Source organism: Arthrobacter psychrochitiniphilus (genome assembly GCF_003185915.1).
Taxonomy (GTDB): Bacteria; Actinomycetota; Actinomycetes; order Actinomycetales; family Micrococcaceae; genus Specibacter; species Specibacter psychrochitiniphilus.
The window spans coordinates 1-17,705 of sequence record NZ_QHLZ01000009.1; the positions used below are offsets into that span (position 1 = coordinate 1).

The window sequence follows — 17,705 nt, forward strand, 5'->3', positions numbered from 1 at the left end:
TCTGCGCCCACCTCACCAGCACCAAAACCCGCTACCCCGGCACCAGCCTGATCCTCAAATACGCAATCAAAACCAAGGCGCCGGCTCTCATCAATTAAATCGTGATATCAGGAGCCCTGGGTCTACGTCTTCACGTTTAGAAGTAGACCCGCATTCCCCATTTTCCGACAAGAAAACTCTGAACTTTTAGTGCACGTTTGCTCAAATTGGTCCATCCCACAGGAGGTTCCCTTGCGGAACGCGACTGAAAGAGTCGTCGCGATGGCGCTGAGCTGGTTTCGATGACCCGTGTGCCTACCGGCTTTGCGATGTATCGTCCACCCCAGTTGGGGGCTACGTCGCCGCTTTCAGCGTCCTGGTGCTCGGGTTTTGATGTGCCACTGATTACATCTAGCCTGTTGTCATGTCGTATGACCTTGCCGTGTACATGCCGGAAGCACTTGACCTTGACGCCCTGACCGCTGTGGTCGATGAGTCCCCGGGGCTGCGACTAGAGGAAAGTGTTGACACAGACTTGTCCGGGCCCCAGTTCCTGCGCCTGCTCCGCGGTAAGAAAGCGGCCTACTGTTCCACCCTCGAAGGCCCTTTCGATGTCGAAGTAGATGACATTCCGGATGAGGTCACCGCCTCGGTCCTTGGCGTAGGAACCATGTACAGCATTCTGGTCGAAGGTAGCGATCCGGTCGCCATCCCCCATGCTGTCCGGTTCGCAAAACGCCTAGCCAAAGCAGGGCAAGGTGTGGCCATGGATCTTCAGACGGATGAGCTCTGGCCCAAAACCAGCATTCGCCGAGCAGTCAAACCCGAGAAAGACGCCATAGTCGACTTGGTAGAGGTGCGCTGGTACCACCTCATGGACGAAGCCCCAGACGACTTCCCGCAGCGATACCTTGACCTGGCCCGGCAAATCCTTCCCGAGGCGGTACCTACGCGCTTCGGCTCCTTTGAACCATTGCAGGGGAATCTGGCCAGGGATGTCGACTCAGCTTTCACTGCTGCTTTCGCAGACGAATATGGGAACAGTGTGTTTACGAAAGCTACGTTGCCGGTCTCAAGCAGCTTCTTCAACGGCGTGTTCGGTGGCAACACAGATCAAGACCGTGGCTACCGCGACGGCGACGTTCAGACAGTATCCCTCAGCGTCCACAGAGAAATACTGGAGGATCCTACGTGGCGCAAAGCCTTCGAACGATTCGTCGTCGCCGTGGCCACCGAACTGCGCAGCTTTTATACCACCGTGGAGGTGGACCCCGGCTGGCACTGGAACGGGCGCTCACTATGGACGACAGCATCCAAAACCCATCGGTACTACCAAACAACTAGTTCGGGTCGCTGGCAAGGTCTTGCCCCTCACCCGACCTGGTTGTCGTGGTTCTCTCCGCTGTACGCCGACCTCGTCCGGCCCCACCTACAAGGCACCCTTGTGGAATACCCCGATGGGTTGCTGCACATCTTCGGGGACGGGCCGCTGGACAGTCACGAGATCATCGAACGCTGGCCCAATGTGGCCCAGTGGCTACCCGCAGAGCTCACGGTCGTTGCAGACCCCAGTGACAAGGACCAATTCGCGGATTTGATGCCTGAAAGGCTCACCCAGATGCTGGTAGCACCGCCCACCAAGCCGAAGTTCATCTACGAGGTATATCGACCAGGCGAATGACCCGTATGCGAAGCAACAGTACAGAGCGATTCTGGGCACAGTTCCTCAAATTCTCGCAGCTGGACACATCCAAGATGCAAACTGCCAACCAATCGCTCTGGTTAGGAACAGAACGCCGCTAGGAGCCCAGGTGATCACAACGACGCCAAACCAAATCAAACCAGTCCCGCGGGAGGTTCGACTTACGGCACTCAGCTTATGGAAGACTGAACGTCATGTCTTTAGACGATGAGCTTGACCGGATCTTTGCCGCCAGGGACCGGAATAACATGCAGCCGACCATAGATGCAATGCTCCCTCTCTACGCATCCAATCCAGATAATGCACGAGTGCTCTACGAGGCAGGAGGAGCATACGACACCGGTGGCCAGGAAGAAGTGGCTCGGGGATTCTATGAGCGGGCTCTCGCTGCTGGGCTGGAAGGCGACCTGCTGCGCCGTTGTTATGTTCAGTACGGCTCAACGTTGAGGAACGTAGGCGAATACGAGAAGTCACTCGACGTCTTCGCAACCGCTCGCAACACATTTCCAGAATCGCCTGCTCTGGGCATTTTTGAAGCAATTACCCTCCACGCCGCAGGCCAACCAGATGCGGCCGTTGCAGCCCTGCTGGACTTGTTGGTGGATTTCGTTCGCACATCAGACATCGAGAGGTACAAACCAGCGATCAGCGGGAACGCAGCATATATCCGTTCACTGGGAAGAAACGGATCAGACGTCTCCACCTAATCCCGCAACAGGTTCCCTTATTTGGACGTCCGCTCACCCCGTAATCGGGATGCTGTCATCACGAGCACATCGACGGCTTTCCGCGACGGCTTGCAGAATGGTGTCGTAGAGGTCGCCACCAAGTAATCGATCGTTGAAGGCCCGCCCCACGTCGTCAAAGGAACCGGGCGTGGAGAACCGCAGATCATCAAAGTAATCGTGCTCCCGCTTTTCGGGAGCCACGTAATCCCAACGCATCAGTTCGTCGATGAGTTGCTCCCGGGTCAGCTGCCCCACAGCGTACCGTTGGCATACCTCGTAGGGGTCAGCGCCTGAGAATCCTTGCCGGACAGCGATCACCGTTCCTGCCGTTTTCAGTGCCGAAGACAAGCTGGGCTGGCTGATGCCCAGCGCTCTGGCCCATTCCCGCTGCGTACCACCCAGGGACGTCAGACGGGACAGCTCCCGCCGATAGTCCAGCTGGTTCAGGTGCACCTGCTGCCGTAGCGTCCTAGCGCGTCCCGCCTCTATAGAGTAATCAGTTATGGCCACTCCAGCCACCTCCTATAGAACACCCTATCAAGGGAGGGCAGAGGTATCTATATTCAGTCGAAACCCGACTAATTTGATGCGGACCGAAGGTTCAGTTCACCATCCTCACGTAGGAACCCCGCGCTACCGCGAGTCTTTCCGCAGAGGGTTCGACCTGCAGGCACTGTACGGCCTCGCTTTCGGCACCAGCGGCCCGAGTGTTCTCTCTGTGGCCGCACGTCTCGAGGGACTTGGGGGTTACCAGGGGTTCAGCGTTATCTCGCTGTCCAGCGGCCCGCGTCCGGCTAACCATGCCATAAACAACCGCCGACTATCAGATGAATCGAGTCGCTCGGAGGCGGTTGCAAGCAATGCCGGAAGTTCCCAGTCCACATACTCATCCGGCCAACCCAACGGGCCGTAGCCCAGTCCGAGATCGACGTGGTGCATCTCCACCTCACGGAGCCTGTGTGCCGGGCAACCAGCCACACCGTAATGCCCTCCGCCAAGGAAATGCCCGTTGGGCCATCCTGCAGCAGTTGATTGCGTGAATACCACTTCGAGACGCTCCATGCTGAATTGGAGATCGGCGATGATCTCACCAGCTGACCGCGTGGCCCCATCTTCAATCTCGGTGCTGCGCTGTTGCTCACCACTTTGGTATTTAGGAACATCATGGCCACTCAGCGCACCTGACAGTCTTCGCGCATGGGCGTCCGCATTGCGAGCAAGATGGGTCAGTACATGGCCCACGGTCCATCCCGGCAGCCGACTTGCCGATTGGACGCCCTCGTTCGTTAGCTGGTACACGCGACGCATCAACCGCCCCTGCGCTTCACGGCACAATCGGGACGCCAGTTCCGGATTACTCTCAAGATCCACGAATACATCAACCTTTCTTGGCCACTCGATCACAGGCAACTCTGCCACAATCGCTCACAATGGCATGGGATGGGCAGACACGATCCAGATAAGACACCGATCAACCGTGCAGGGGTTGCTGTGTTGCACCATATTCTTCACCCCAGTAGGAGCGGATCCTAGGTATTCAAAGCGAAGTCCCGCCTGATAATCGATAGTCTGAAGGCATGCATCAGACCCGAAGAGCACCAACAGCTTCGACTCACGGCGCTGTTCTGCATGATGAGGTTCGCCCCGGCTGGTCGGCGGAGGTGGTCTCGTGGCTATTGGGATCACCCTTGAGCGGTCAGCGACTGGCAGTACTGGATCTCGGAGCCGGCACAGGACTGGGAACGCAGACCATCGCAACACTCGGACACTCCGTCACTGCAGTTGATTCCTCTGCAGACATGCTCTCCGCGCTCCGGACCTCCTGCCAGGAACTGCCCTCCGGAGTCGATGATCGCATCACGGCCGTTGGTGGATCGGCAGATTCTTGTTGATTACTACCCAGGAATCCGTGTAATCCTCAATACTCCACATGGACTTGTGAGCGTTATGGCCAGCGACCCCTTGCCGTTCAGCTACGACTACCTTGCCGAGCAAGTCTGAATTAGGACGTCCCGCAGAGGGTTCCCGCTAGCGGACGGCCGTGTGAGACTTGGGAGGTGAACGAAGATCTAGAGGGTTCCCTGCACCATATCGAGCTGTGGGTGCCGAGCCTTGAACGGGCCAAGGATGAATAGGGTTGGATTCTGACTCGTTTGGGATACTCGCCGGATCAGAATTGGGATCAAGGAATTAGTTGGCGGCGAGGTACGACCTATATTGTCGCCGAGGAATCCCCAGCACTGACCAGCAGAGAGCATGAACGTACAGCGCCGGGATTGAATCACTTGGCATTTCATGCTGGAAGTGAAGAAAAGGTCGATGCCCTAATGGTGGATAGCCAGCTCCATGGCTGGCGGCCGTTATTTGCAGAGAAGTACCCCCACGCTGGCGGTCCTGACAACTACGCTGCCTACCTAGTGAACTCCGACGGCTTCGAAGGCGAACTCATAGCCACCAAATGATCCAATTCGGTCCCGCCTATGTCCATAAGGTGTTGGGTTACCGGATGACTTGTCTGTGCGTCAGTTCCTCGGTGAGGTGGCGATTCCGTGTTTCAATCAATTTTTTGCATATAGCGGGCCAGGACCAGCTTCTCAACGAGTAGCCCGACGGGGCCGAAGGGTGCCGCGAACTCTATGCGGTCAATCATCGTAGTCCACTTCGCGTCCTGGTTGAACTCATGGATATGCCGGAACGACTTAAACGGGCCATTAACCTGTTCATCAACGAAGGAGTCTGGCGCCACCATTTGTGTGATCCGGCTTGTCATCCGCAGCGGAAGACCGAAATGCCATGCACGCCACGTCACCTCTTCTCCCAACGAAATGAGTCCCGAAGTGACACCAGCGACAGCTTTTTCACGAGAGTGCGCCATCGAGTCCCTATGCGCGTCAATGCTGCGCGCCAAATCAAATAGCTGCGCTTTTGGCATGCTAAAAGGTGTCGTGCATTCGAAAGAAACGACCATGATCAGAGTATGTCAGGTAGTTCCGTCTTTGCCCGTATCGCGAGGCAATCACTGGCAAACAGCCATAGAAGCGGCTCCCGGTGGCATGAGATACCCACCCCAGCAGCTGGATGTATGGAACACCACGAGGTTGCCCCGCAGAAGGACAAGAGAGGAAAACTTTGACAAAGCATCCCGGTTCAAGATGGTGCTCTAAGCTGATCCAATGAAAAATGAGAATTTCGTCATTAGAACTACCACCGAAAGGGTCTGATCAAGGTTTAGTTGACATCTGACTTGTGAGTTTTGGCTTGCAAGTGAAAGGATGTTTAACATGCCTAAAGCTTTTCCTGAAGAGTTCCGCCGTGACGTGGTCGCGGTGGCCCGCAAGGGCGAATCGACCATTGTCCAGATCGCGAAGGACTTCGGTATTTCTCCGGCCGCTTTGCATCGGTGGTTGAAGATCGCCGACGTCCAAGACGGGGTGGTTCCCGGGGTGACGAAGGAAGAATCTGCTGAGCTGCGCGAGGCGAAGAAACGCATCCGTCTCCTTGAGCAGGAAGCGGAGGTGATGCGCCGGGCGGTCGCCTACCTTTCCCGTGACGTCAACCCAAAATGATGTACCCGCTGGTCCTTGAACTAGCCGCTCCCCAGGCCCCTGTACGGGTTCCTGTCGCGGTGACCTGCCGGGTGCTGGGATTCTCCCGCCAAGCCTTCTACCAATGGTGTGCGAACCCTGTCAGTGACCGGGACTGGGAAGAAGCGCACCTAGTCAACGCCGCCCTAGATGTCCATGCAGAAGAGCCGACGTTCGGGTACAGGCTGATCCATGACGAACTCGTCCACGAACAAGGACTGGTGGCTTCCGAGACCCGGGTGGGGCGGTTGTGCAGTGAGAACCGGATTCTTTCTGTCATCCACCGCCGGCGAGGTACTGGGAAGAAAGCTGGCGCTCCCGTTCATGACGATCACGTCCAACGGGTCTTCACCGCCACAGCACCGAACCGGTTGTGGCTGACCGATATCACCGAGCACCACACCGGCGAGGGCAAGCTCTACCTCTGCGCGGTCAAGGACGTTTACTCCAACCGGATTGTCGGCTACTCCATCGATTCCCGAATGAAGGCTGCTCTGGCTGTTGATGCACTGGCTGCGGCGATCAGTCAACGGAACCCGCAAGGAACGTTGATACACAGACAGGGGCTCTCAATTCCGATCCAAGAAGTACGTCCGTCTGATCAGCTCAGCTGGCCTGCAGGGCTCCATGGGCAGGGTCGGGGCATGTGCAGATAATGCAGCGATGGAAAGTTTCTTCTCGCTGCTTCAAAAGAACGTGCTGAACCAAAAACGGTGGGAAACCCGGGCAGAACTACGCTTGGCCATTGTGGTCTGGATCGAGAAAACCTACCACCGCCGACGCCGCCAACGACGACTCGGCAAACTAACACCCATCGAGTTTGAGACAATAAACAAGACCACTCAACCGGTCCCCGAAATATCAACCCAAACTGTCAACTAAAACCCGGGCAGACCCAAACGGACTGGCGCGAGATCCGGAAGCTTCGCCTGGAAATGATAAGTGACACCCCAATAGCATGCTCCGAGACTGAAGCTGATGCGTTGGCCGTGGATGAAACGGAGTGGCGTCGCCGTGGGGCACAAGGTTCCCGAGAAGGCTCCATCACCGTTGCTGCGATCGCTGAAAACGGAAACTGGCTAGGGACTATGGCCGCGTACATCGCCCACCCAAGTGTTGGGCCGCTGTTTGTAGGTGTCTATGTAACTCCGGATTTTCGAGGAACTGAACTAGGTCTAACAGACTCCTTGCTATCGGCGATTGAAGCGTGGGCCAGCAATAACGGTGGACGCCTTACTCTCCATGTGCACGAAGCCAACGGGCAAGCGCAAAAGGCCTATTCCAAGAGAGGCTTTGAGTTCACCGGTCACTCGGCTGAATACTCTTTAGATGCCAGCAGCCGTGAAGTAGAGATGACTAAGGAATTGATACCTACAGCAGTTTGATGCCGCCTCGATCCGCCGCGTTGAACCTGTGATTAGTAGCCCGTTCGAGGTTCCCCCGCGGAACATGGCGGGCCGACGTGGGTGCAAATCGAGTTTGCTCCCTAAACGCACCGCCGACCGACCGGCTTGCGGGACAATTCCACTGCGTCTATATGGCAAACTCTTGCTGGACTGGCTGCTGGCTTGTTCAGCTCAACGTTCACAATCCGGGGATGGCGGTCGGCTTCGATTCTGCTCATAACCCGATAGGTCAGAAAAGGGGGCGTCGACGCCCTCTCCCTCCAGCGTTGATTGCCTTAGCTAGGATCCGGAGTTGCTGAGCCTGTATGCAAGATACCGGCGTGCTATGTATCCAGCCATGGCAGGTACAGCAGCGAGGATGACATACTCCAGCCAGAGTGGGTGAATGACGGCTGGCTCAATGAGAATGAATGAACAGCAGACTGCCACGATCAGGAGACCGAATGCCACGGTAGCGTTTGTGGTTGCAGGTTTCTTTCCGGTTTCTCGTTCAGTTTCGTTAAACCCGCCGACGGCGAAGCCAATGAGTGCCGTAGACATGACCAGTCCAATTACTGCCAAGAAAGTCATAAACTCCATGAGAATAGTGTCCTCTCCACTCATGCGTAGTTACAACCGATTGGGTTCTCTTGCTGATACCTTGTAAATCCACTAGTGCTCGTGAAGAGAGTCAAGCTCGAAGACGATTCGGGTACAAGCTACGTATGGTGGGGCGTACCGGTGAGGGGACCCCCTCCGGGCAGGCTATGGGTGGCCTCTATTGGCAAGCCGCAGTCCAGTGGGTTTGAGGCTCCTCGCGCCCCGATCGTCAGGTTTTCCGCTACCAGTAGGCTACCCCGAACAGGCCGCTGACTCCTTAGCGTGAATTTCCCGGCAGATCTTCCCCCAGACCCCGATATGGCCACAAGGAACTCGAGCACGCTAGCTAGTACCCGGCAGACAGGGCTTCGTGGCAGCTAGCTCAGCGTGTCCCCAGATGATGGTTGCCTTGTGGCCCTTATGGTGGTCTGCACCGTGGCGAGAATGGGAGTGGCCGGAACACTGCTAAAACCGAAACGAACAGCCGGAACTATCTCCGCTAAGGGTCCACAGCAGCACCCGTCCCACAGGATGGACGCGCTTTCAACTCTGCGCAAACCGGTGACACCGTAATATTCGCGTCTGCCTGGCGCTGCCGTTCCTGCCGTCCTGACGCCGGGGCTCAACAAGCGCGCCAGCGGGTTGATCAGGCTCAGCCAGCGGGGGTGAACTGCTATAGCCCGGGGAACTAAAGCCAGAAGCAGCCCTAGCCGGGTGCGCCCGCCAATGCTGGCACTTAGCCGCAGCGGACCTGCCTCTACGCTCAGTACCTCACCTCCGCCTGTTGACGGGCCCACCTTGGCGTGGACAGGTACCAGCAACACTTCCTCGAAAGTGTAGGTGGTTTCGATGAAGTTAGCGATTTCACGCTGGGGAGCCAGAAGCAGCCGCCGGCCCGATGGAAGTTCCACCATGACGTCAGCGAAGGCACCGTAGGGTGACTCGTCCCAGATCCCCACCACGGCGCGAAGTCCGCACTGGCTGCCGAACCCGGCAATGTGTCCTTGAAAAATCCAGCGCCCGCTCACAGTAACCATGGGGTCACCAGCTTCTCGCTCTCCTCCCACATTGCCCTGGCCAGATTCGCATCCTCGGCTTGCCGGCTGGTGCGGGCAGCTTTGGACTTGGCAAAGTATTCTCCTGAACGCCAGTCCTGACCAGGTTCACCTATGGCCAGCCAGACTAGAGTTTGTGCGCCCTGTGCCGGGGTCAGCATGTAAGAGCGCAAGCCACTGCCGTACAGAAAACGCAAAGAGCTCTTAGAGCCTGCCGAAAAGTTCGTCGCCACCCCGCCCGGGTGGAAGGCAGCAGAGCTCAAACCCTGTGTGTTGAACCGCCGGTGAAGTTCTTTGGTGAAAAGAATATTAGCCAGTTTGGCGTTGCCGTAAGCGCGGTTGGATGAGTACTTTTTAACCAGCTCAAGATCCGCAATATCCATTTTTCCAAACAATACATGGGCCACGCTGGAGGTGTTGATCACCTTGGCTGCGCTGGAGAGCAGCGTATCTTGCAGTAAGCGTGTCAGAAGAAAGGGCGCCAAGTGGTTGACTTGAAAGGTTTTCTCATGGCCGTCCGCCGTCAGTTCACGGCCCGCCATAATGCCCCCGGCATTATTGGCCAGGACATCTATTCTGGGATATTTTTCCTTCAGTGCTGCCGCTAACTCTGCTACTTGGTCGAGCCGGGAAAAATCGGCAATGAAATAATCGGCGCCAATATCCTGGGCCACGGCCCGGGTCCGCTGCGCAGAACGCCCAATGACAACAATGGTGTCCCCTGTCTGGGCCAGCGTCCTCGCCGCTGCCTCACCAATCCCGCTACTTGCTCCGGTGATGACGATGGTGCGTTGTTCCACAGTTTTTACTCCCAAAGTCAATGATTTGCCGGTGATTAGTCCGGCTACATTTACGCTATCTCACCGGCGCCGGATGGCTAGTTCCACGCCTATCCCGCCACGCACCCGCTTATTTTTTTGCGTGATTTCTAGTTTCTAACCCGAAATGAGTGCTGCGTTCCCACGGTGGCAAAAAAACAAGCAAAGAATGATGTGACTAGACCTTTTTTCAACTACACCTAGCATTCGAACAGAAGAGTCATTACTGTTGCAGCAAGTGCAGCAGGTCACAGTCATCCACCGTTAGCTGTGGCCTTGGCGGCACTTCTGGAGGTGCATAGGGGCACCTTTTTAGAAAACAGCTAAGGAAGGCACTCAGATGAGCGAGAACCAACCACTGACAGACGATTTCAAAACCGTCCCTGTGAGCGACTGGTCCGATTTGGGCCAGCAATTGTGGTCATATTTGACCGGGCGCGGAGCAGCAGTCAACTACAGCTTCATGGACATGACGGTGGAAGTCCCGCGTGACATTGGCCCTGACGCACCGCGGGCAACCTGGAAGTTCAATGGGACCATGCGGGTCACCACCAGCGACAATGCAAGCACACCAGATTCTCCTTCGAGCCCGTAGGAAAAAGACCATGCGCTTCGACATCGATGTTGAGTTTTCCGCTCATTTGCCGGCTGAAGACGGCAAGGAGAGCGCAACCGTCCACGGCAGCATCAAGGCTGCTGGTAAGCAGATTCATGTCACAACGGATAACGCGGCCTTGTTCCGGCTAGGATCTCGAAGAAACTTATCTGCCATCAAGGGGATGGCTGCGACGCTTGCTAGGCACGGCATTGTTGTGACAGTCACTGTGCCGGAAGGCACCATTGTCAGTCTCGGTGCGGTGGAGGTATCAGCCTTTCAGCGGCTGATAACAACATCGCCCCACATCAAGCCCGGCAAGTCAAACACTTGGGCAACGGTGGTCAAAGCACAGGCTTCTAGCAATTTCCAAGGGCGCCTTGCTCCGCCTACCACTCCCTTCCCGCTTGCCCCCACCTTTCAGCGCCTCTACCGAAGGAGCCCCACCACCACACACTACGCACGGGGCGGGGGCCGGCCCAGGCTCATATTTGTCCGGGACAGCGAGACATGGGATGGCAAGCCACCCAATGAGTACTCTCTCACCGAGGAAACCACTGTTATTGGTAGCGGTCCAGATGCCAACTTCAGGTTGCCGGAACTGGCAGGTAGCCATGGGAGCATCATTCACAATGAAAACGATGAATATGTTTTCTGGGCGGGCGATCCGGCAGGAACGCATGCCCATGGTCAGATCCTGCGCACGGGTGCGAGATTGTTGATGGGCCCGTGGCGGATGGTCTTCTTCCGGGAGGAATATGCAGACCACGGCCGGCCATACGGAGGAAGAACCGCTGGGGAGTTTGCCCGCCTCCAACGGCCTCAGTTTGACCCGCGCTCAGGCCAGCTTGAATACGATGCCATAGTTGGAATGGGTGACCCGCGGCAACCGAAAAAGTAGCACTCCCTAAACTCTGTCCCTGAACGCTAACGCCTTCAGGGACAGAGTTTTTGGGGTATCAAATCAACCATCCAGGCCCGATCTCAGGTCCTGGAACCACTGCTACTGCTACTGCTACTGACAGGCACTGCGAGTACGCAACTAGTCCGCGCTATTGAGAGATTCCATAAAGGCGAGGCTGTCAGTGCTGATATTGGCACGAGCCTTATCACGGCTGATACCCGGCTGCCCGTCACCAGCTTGAGCCCCGTAGTCACCAAAGTCCGCGTGAACAGCTCCCTCGATGACGGTGAACGTGCTATCCGCCGGCAATAGAGCCTTGGAGTTGTTGATCTTCTCTACTGTCGCCAATCCGTCATTGGATCCGGAAAGCGAGAGCACTTTCACCGGCACCGCACTCATGTCAGTGGCGGGATAGGAAGCGAACAGCAGTAGTCCTACTACCGGATCAGTGCTCGCGCCTGAGAAGGACTGTGCGTCAAGGGCGGAGACGGTGCCGCCCAGCGAGTGTCCGCCCACCACCCAGCGATCCACAGGACTGTGCTGCGTCCGGGCGCCCTTGAAAGCGCCGGTGGCGAGGAAGGCGATACCCAACGGCTGTTTGGGGATGACTACGGTGAATCCTTCTTCGGCAAGCGGGCGCAGAGTAGCCACGTAGGCGCGTGCATCAACCCGGGCGCCGGGCTGGAAAAATAGGCCAAGCCGTTTTTCGCTGTGAGCAGGCGCCAAGACGATCTGATCCGATGTTTCGTTGACAGTGACGCGGGCGTCCGATTGCATGGCCAGAAGCGAGGGTGCAATGGCTGCAGACGGTACCAGCCACCCCACGGCAGCCAACACCAGCGTAAACGCCAACACCCCCATCCAGCGCAACGGCTTGAACCGCACAGCACTGGGCGATTGCCGCCAGAAGCGGATACCCAACACCGAACTAACCACAAACACCACCACCAGGATAGTCGCGTAGGCAATCTGCCCATGTTTGAGCATGCTGCCGGTAAGAATCGCAGCTGCAACGCTCACAATGACACCCGCCAGGCACAAGATCCGTGCGGTCCACAACAGTGCGGCATCTGCCCGGCGGGCCCCTGCCCGGGATCCTTCAGGCTCGCGCTTGCGCTTACCCTGGCGCTCGCTTGGGATCGGTTCATGGTCCGGACTGGTCATTTTTGACTCCCCTAAATTGCCTGATACGTGGTTGGTCATTGATGCTAGTCCTCCTAATAGATTCCCTGCCGCTGTGGACCGTGAACTGAAAAATCTAGGCCCGGCCAGTGGAACCGATCAGGAGAATGCGGTGGAGGGAAGATCCGGCTCATCGGCCATAATTGCGCTCACTATCCGCTGCGCCACGGCTGCTGGATCCAGCCCTTGCCCCAGACGTGGCGGCACACCGGAGATGGGGCGCGTATGCAGACCGGTTTCCGTGTGGGGAGGCCGCACATCTAGAACCCGTATATGTTCCCGACGCAATTCCGCACCCATGGCGGCGCTAAAACCAGTCAAAGCGCACTTGGTAGCTGAGTATGCCGCCATCCCCTTCATCGGTTTCTCGGCAACGATGGCGCTAAGGTGCACCACCACTGAACCAGGTTTGAGCTGCGGGAGTAGATTCTTGAACAGCCGCACCGGAGCAATAAAATTGAGCAACAACATCTGTTCGAAGGCGTCGTCATCCAATTCCGACAAGGGGCCAAAAGCAACCACACCGGCTGCATAAATGACACCGTCAAGACCGCCGCCCCTCGCAGCTGCCGCAGCCACAGCAGCGGGTCCGCTCGGCAATGTTAGATCCGCGGAAACCGTACCTATTACCGAATCACCCAGCTGGTCCGTCAAAGCAGCCAGCTTCTTTTCGTTGCGCCCCGCGAGGACCAGCCGAGCCCCCTGCAGGGAAAGCTGGCGGCTAATGGCGGAGCCCAATCCCCCGGTGGCGCCGACAACGAGCATCTTGGAATTGAGTAACTGTGTCATGGGCGATGGTATCAACACCTCACTACACAGGCAATGAGAATTATCCTTCTTGAATTCGCAGAGAAGCTACATTTTCAGGCCAGCACCTGACGCTTGGAGGAAATCACTCCAGTATCAAAGCCTGCAAGGTGCAATCCGCCATGGAAGCGGGCATGCTCAATTTTCACGCACCTGTCCATAACCACCTCAAGGCCCGCGGCCTCGGCCGTGGCCGCTACCTCTTCGTGCCAGGCACCGAGTTGGAGCCAGAGTGTCTTGGCGCCTACGGCGATGGTTTCTTCCAGCACCGAGGGCAGGTCATCGTGACGGCGGAACACATCCACCAAATCAGGAACCTCGGGCAGATCGGCCAGAGTCTTGTACACCGGCTGCCCCAGAATCTCAGTGGCCACGGGGTTCACAAAGTAGACCCGGTAGCTGCTGGATGAGAGCAGATACGTTGCCACGAAGTAGCTGGCCCGGGATGGTTTATCCGAGGCGCCCACAATGGCGATAGAGGTGGTCTTGCGCAAAATTCCAAGACGTTCGGGGGCCGTGGGGCCATTCCAGGTACGTTCTGCCGTGCTCATGCTTTTGCCCCCATTGTGCAAGATTCAATCATTTCAGGCTCGGAGGGCGCATCGCCGCCGGCCTCTACGGCCCGGGCCGCTGTGAGCGCCTGGTCCAAATCCCAGAGGATGTCAGCCACGTCCTCGAGTCCTACCGAGATCCGAATCAGGTCCTCCGGCACCCCGGCAGCTTCGAGCTGCACCGCCGTGAGTTGTTGGTGTGTGGTGGATCCCGGATGCAGGACAAGGGTGCGCGAATCACCAATGTTGGCCAAATGGCTGGCCAACTGCAGAGCATCAATGAAGACCTTCCCCGCAGCACGCCCGCCCTTGACGCCGAAGGCAAAGACGGAGCCGACGCCGTTATGCAGGTAGCGCTGTCCCCGCTCGTAATGCGGGTGACTGGGCAGCCCGGCGAACTTTACCCAGGAAATCCGTGGATCAGCTTCCAACCACTTAGCCACTGCCAAGGCGTTGCGCAGGTGCTCGTCCATGCGCTGTGGCAGCGTCTCAACACCTTGCAACAGCTGGAAGGCAGACTGTGCGGAGAGTGCCGGGCCAATATCGCGCAGCTGTTCGGAGCGCAATTTGGTCAAGAAACCGTACTCGCCAAAGTTCCCCCACCAGGAGACATTGCCGTACGAGGGGACGGGTTCGGTCATGGAAGGGAACTTGCCGTTGCCCCAATTGAACCGTCCGGATTCCACCACGACCCCGCCCAAGGTGGTGCCGTGGCCGCCCAGGAATTTCGTGGCCGAATGGATCACAATGTCTGCGCCGAACTCCATGGGCCGGATCAGGTAAGGAGTACTCAAGGTGGCATCCACTACCAGCGGCACCCCGGCGGCGTGCGCCACGTCTGCCAGACCTGAGAGATCGGCGATGTCTCCGGAGGGGTTCGCGACGATTTCGGTGTACACCGCCTTCGTGTTCTCTTGGATAGCTGCGGCGAAGTCGCCGGGATCGTTCGAGTCAACGAAGGTGGTGTCAACGCCGAAGCGGCGCAGCGTCACATCCAGCTGGGTGATGGTGCCACCGTACAGCTTTGAAGATGCCACAATATGGTCCCCGGCCCCAGCCAATGCTGCAAAGGTGATGAACTCTGCTGCCATGCCGGAAGCGGTTGCCACGGCCCCAATCCCCCCTTCTAGGGAGGCGATACGCTCCTCAAAGGCTGCCACTGTGGGGTTGCCAATGCGGGAGTAAATGTTGCCGTACTTTTGCAGCGCAAATAGCTTCGCGGCATCGTCGGTGTCCTTGAAAACGAACGAGGTGGTTTGGTAGATGGGTACCGCACGGGCGCCGTGCTCGGCGTCGGGCGTGCCACCTGCATGGAGGGCCCGGGTACGGAAGCCAAAAGTGTGTTCGGTCATTGGAGACTTACCTTGTCATAGTTGCTGGCGGGAATGCGGAAGGCGCCCCTGTGGGTGCCGCTGTTGACGACGCGGCGCTCATGGCGATTCCTTCCCGAGGTACTGTTTGATGGCTGCGGAGATGCCAGCCAAAGATTCTTCATTCTGCAGCGAGGTGGTGTCTCCCAACGGTGTCCCCTGATACATTTGTGCCAGCAGCCGCCTCATAATTTTTCCGGAGCGAGTCTTGGGAACATCCGGAACCACCACAACGGCGGAGGGCTTGGCGATCGGACCAATCATGTGTGCCACCTGGGCTCGCAACTGCGTTTGAACTGCGGCACCACCGAGGTCACAGGATGGTGCCAGCACCACAAAGGCGACGACGGCGTGACCGGTCAAGGGGTCTGCCACCGGGGTCACCCCGGCTTCAACCACCACCGGATGGCTCACTAGGGCGGATTCGATCTCGATGGTGGAGAGCCGGTGTCCGGAAATATTGATGACGTCATCGATCCGGCCCAGAATCCAAATGTCACCGTCCTCGTCATAACGGGCGCCGTCGCCGGCCAGGAAGTAGCCTTGCCGGGCGAACTTGCGCCAATAGGAATCCAGGTAGCGTTGTGGGTTTCCCCACACGGTCCGGGCCATAGCCGGGCCGGTTCCGTCCACCACAATCAAACCCTGCTCACCGCGCGAAACGTCAGTTCCGGCGTCGTCTACGATGCGCACGCTCACGCCGGGCAGGGGGCGTGAGGCACACCCGGGTTTGAAATTCGTATCGGAAGGACGCGGGGACAAAATGGTGGCCCCCGTCTCGGACTGCCACCACGTGTCCACCATAGGGACGGCGCCTGCACCTAGCTGATTGCGCAGCCACATCCACGCCTGAGGATTTACGGCCTCACCCACGGTGCCTAGCAGCCGGATCGAGGAAAGGTCGTAGTGGGATGGCACGCCGTCGGGAAACCAGCCCATGAGCGAGCGGACCAGTGTGGGCGCCGTGTAATAGCTGGTGACACCATAGCGTTCAATGATCTCAAAGTGCCGGCCAGGGTGCGGGGTGTTGGGGGTCCCCTCGAAAATTACCTGGGTGACGCCGTTGGAGAGTGGGCCGTAGATCTCATAGGTATGTGCCGTGACCCAGGCGAGATCGGCCGTGCACCAGTGCACATCAGTATCCCGCAGGGCTGGATCGGGGTTGCTGAAGAGCAGTTCGTGAGTGTAGGAGGCCTGGGTCAGGTAGCCTCCGGTGGTGTGGACCAGGCCCTTGGGAGCGCCGGTGGTCCCGGAGGTGTACATGATAAACAGGGGGGTTTCGGCGTCGAAATGTTCGGCCGTGTGCTCCGTGCCGGCCTGTTCAAGAGCGTCATGCCACCAGATGTCCCGGCCGTGCGTCCACTCAACCGGTGAACCGGTGCGCTTGATAACCAACACATGCAAAATGGCGTTCTCCCCCGCCACCGCCACGTCCGCATTGGCTTTGACAGGGACGGCCTGCCCGCGGCGGAACTGCCCGTCGGTAGTGACCAACAGCTTCGCGCCGGTGTCCTCCACCCGGAACTTCAGCGCCTCGGCAGAGAAACCGCCAAAGACCAGGGAATGAATGGCGCCAAGGCGCGCCACGGCCAAGGTGATGACAATGGTTTCAACCAGGACCGGCAGGTAGATGACAACCCTGTCCCCCTTGACGATGCCCAGCGCCGTGAGGGCGTTCGCGGCCCGGCACACCTGATCCTGGAGTTCTTGATAGGTGACCTGGCGGCGATCCCCGGGTTCGCCCTCAAAAAACAGTGCCACCTTCTCGCCCTTGCCAGCGGCCACATGGCGGTCCACGCAGTTGACGGCTGCGTTGAGCTTGCCACCAGCGAACCACTCGATGCTCGGGACGCGCAAGGCGGATGTGGCGGAATCCGCAGAATCCGCAGCGGACTTGATGTTCGGCGAGGCCTGCGGGTCAGGTGCTTGGAGATCAAGTGCCTGCGGGTCAAGTGCGGGGGTGAAGGTGTGGGTGGTATGCCACGGCTGGGCCCAGTCAAGCCGGCGTGCTTGCTGATCCCAAAACTCGAGCCGTTGCTGTTCAGCTGACGCAGGGCCCGCCGCCGCACCGGCTAGTACAGGGGACGCGCTCGGTGCAGGAGCCGGGGCCGGGGTGGAACTCATGTATTTCTCCATCTTTCCCGGAGCTGACACTTCCGGTGCGGGCGGGCGCGTAAAAGCGCTGCCTAAACTGGCAGTGTTGCGGATTCTTCGGCCCAGGTCCCTCAGCCGCGCAACATATATCTTCCACTACTAGAGCGCATGAACACAGAAGCAGACAAATTTGCGCAACCCTAAGAGACTATTCTCAGAACTACTACGTCTCATGGACAAGATTAGTGACACCGAATCGTTCATTCGTTCATCTAGTGGTATTTTCAGAGTCACCGCTGTACGTGGCACTCACGCAGGAAAAGGCCCTTGTTTCAGCCGGGCGCTCTGGAC

At 58.0% G+C, this 17,705-nt stretch carries 18 protein-coding genes and 1 pseudogene; 8 read left to right on the forward strand and 11 right to left on the reverse strand.

Annotated elements, in window-relative coordinates:
- Positions 1-403: 403 nt before the first annotated feature.
- Together CVS29_RS13665 and CVS29_RS13670 are read left to right on the forward strand one after the other, a co-directional pair.
- Positions 404-1,660, forward strand: coding sequence for a hypothetical protein (locus tag CVS29_RS13665; protein ID WP_110106892.1), 1,257 nt, complete (start codon positions 404-406; stop codon positions 1,658-1,660).
- A gap of 215 nt (positions 1,661-1,875) precedes the next feature.
- A complete protein-coding gene (locus CVS29_RS13670; protein WP_110106893.1) occupies positions 1,876-2,388 on the forward strand; it encodes a tetratricopeptide repeat protein in 513 nt (170 codons plus the stop codon).
- A 33-nt stretch (positions 2,389-2,421) separates the two neighbouring features.
- Here CVS29_RS13670 and CVS29_RS13675 read toward each other — a convergent pair whose 3' ends face one another.
- Entirely contained in the window at positions 2,422-2,919 is a 498-nt protein-coding gene (locus CVS29_RS13675; RefSeq protein WP_110106894.1) for a hypothetical protein, read from the reverse strand.
- 237 nt (positions 2,920-3,156) lie between these two features.
- Positions 3,157-3,780, reverse strand: a complete 624-nt coding sequence (locus CVS29_RS13680) for a maleylpyruvate isomerase N-terminal domain-containing protein (protein ID WP_146213061.1) — start codon at positions 3,778-3,780, stop codon at positions 3,157-3,159.
- 206 nt (positions 3,781-3,986) lie between these two features.
- On the opposite strand from CVS29_RS13680, the gene CVS29_RS13685 reads away from it, so the two are divergent.
- Positions 3,987-4,301, forward strand: a complete 315-nt coding sequence (locus CVS29_RS13685) for a class I SAM-dependent methyltransferase (protein ID WP_110106895.1) — start codon at positions 3,987-3,989, stop codon at positions 4,299-4,301.
- Between the two features lie 435 nt (positions 4,302-4,736).
- On the forward strand, positions 4,737-4,871 hold the full coding sequence (locus CVS29_RS19215; protein ID WP_306457008.1) for a VOC family protein: 135 nt from the start codon (positions 4,737-4,739) through the stop codon (positions 4,869-4,871).
- 92 nt (positions 4,872-4,963) lie between these two features.
- Here the strand turns inward: CVS29_RS19215 and CVS29_RS13695 are convergent, their stop codons facing one another.
- Positions 4,964-5,377: an SRPBCC family protein gene (locus CVS29_RS13695; RefSeq protein WP_110106896.1), complete on the reverse strand. Its 414-nt coding sequence runs from the start codon at positions 5,375-5,377 to the stop codon at positions 4,964-4,966.
- Between the two features lie 313 nt (positions 5,378-5,690).
- Here CVS29_RS13695 and CVS29_RS13700 point away from each other — a divergent pair.
- Together CVS29_RS13700 and CVS29_RS13705 are read left to right on the forward strand one after the other, a co-directional pair.
- Positions 5,691-6,875, forward strand: a pseudogene (locus CVS29_RS13700) (IS3 family transposase).
- A gap of 107 nt (positions 6,876-6,982) precedes the next feature.
- Positions 6,983-7,378 carry a GNAT family N-acetyltransferase gene (locus tag CVS29_RS13705; protein ID WP_245932245.1) on the forward strand — a complete coding sequence of 132 codons (396 nt, stop codon included), beginning with the start codon at positions 6,983-6,985 and terminating at the stop codon, positions 7,376-7,378.
- Positions 7,379-7,678: 300 nt separating this feature from the next.
- On the opposite strand, the gene CVS29_RS13710 is transcribed toward CVS29_RS13705, so the two are convergent.
- The 3 genes from CVS29_RS13710 to CVS29_RS13720 all read right to left on the reverse strand — a co-directional run bounded on the left by CVS29_RS13710 (position 7,679) and on the right by CVS29_RS13720 (position 9,833).
- Entirely contained in the window at positions 7,679-7,978 is a 300-nt protein-coding gene (locus tag CVS29_RS13710; RefSeq protein WP_146213062.1) for a hypothetical protein, read from the reverse strand.
- 377 nt (positions 7,979-8,355) lie between these two features.
- Complete coding sequence (locus CVS29_RS13715; RefSeq protein WP_110106899.1) at positions 8,356-9,015, reverse strand: hypothetical protein; 660 nt, start codon at positions 9,013-9,015, stop codon at positions 8,356-8,358.
- Positions 9,003-9,833, reverse strand: coding sequence for an SDR family NAD(P)-dependent oxidoreductase (locus tag CVS29_RS13720; protein ID WP_110106900.1), 831 nt, complete (start codon positions 9,831-9,833; stop codon positions 9,003-9,005). The genes CVS29_RS13715 and CVS29_RS13720 overlap by 13 nt, the downstream gene beginning before the upstream one ends.
- A gap of 358 nt (positions 9,834-10,191) precedes the next feature.
- On the opposite strand from CVS29_RS13720, the gene CVS29_RS13725 reads away from it, so the two are divergent.
- Both CVS29_RS13725 and CVS29_RS13730 read left to right on the forward strand, forming a co-directional pair.
- Entirely contained in the window at positions 10,192-10,446 is a 255-nt protein-coding gene (locus CVS29_RS13725) for a hypothetical protein (protein ID WP_110106901.1), read from the forward strand.
- Between the two features lie 10 nt (positions 10,447-10,456).
- Positions 10,457-11,347 carry an FHA domain-containing protein gene (locus CVS29_RS13730; RefSeq protein ID WP_110106902.1) on the forward strand — a complete coding sequence of 297 codons (891 nt, stop codon included), beginning with the start codon at positions 10,457-10,459 and terminating at the stop codon, positions 11,345-11,347.
- A gap of 141 nt (positions 11,348-11,488) precedes the next feature.
- Here the strand turns inward: CVS29_RS13730 and CVS29_RS13735 are convergent, their stop codons facing one another.
- The 5 genes from CVS29_RS13735 to acs form a co-directional block, all read right to left on the reverse strand.
- Complete coding sequence (locus CVS29_RS13735; RefSeq protein ID WP_170120986.1) at positions 11,489-12,514, reverse strand: alpha/beta hydrolase; 1,026 nt, start codon at positions 12,512-12,514, stop codon at positions 11,489-11,491.
- A gap of 117 nt (positions 12,515-12,631) precedes the next feature.
- Positions 12,632-13,321, reverse strand: coding sequence for an SDR family NAD(P)-dependent oxidoreductase (locus CVS29_RS13740; protein ID WP_110106904.1), 690 nt, complete (start codon positions 13,319-13,321; stop codon positions 12,632-12,634).
- Positions 13,322-13,395: 74 nt separating this feature from the next.
- On the reverse strand, positions 13,396-13,890 hold the full coding sequence (locus CVS29_RS13745) for a CoA-binding protein (RefSeq protein ID WP_110106905.1): 495 nt from the start codon (positions 13,888-13,890) through the stop codon (positions 13,396-13,398).
- A complete protein-coding gene (locus tag CVS29_RS13750; protein ID WP_110106906.1) occupies positions 13,887-15,242 on the reverse strand; it encodes an O-acetylhomoserine aminocarboxypropyltransferase/cysteine synthase family protein in 1,356 nt (451 codons plus the stop codon). Before CVS29_RS13750 ends, CVS29_RS13745 begins: the two co-directional genes overlap by 4 nt.
- Before the next feature lie 78 nt (positions 15,243-15,320).
- Positions 15,321-17,384: an acetate--CoA ligase gene (gene acs / locus CVS29_RS13755; RefSeq protein ID WP_179442411.1), complete on the reverse strand. Its 2,064-nt coding sequence runs from the start codon at positions 17,382-17,384 to the stop codon at positions 15,321-15,323.
- Between the last annotated feature and the right edge of the window lie 321 nt (positions 17,385-17,705).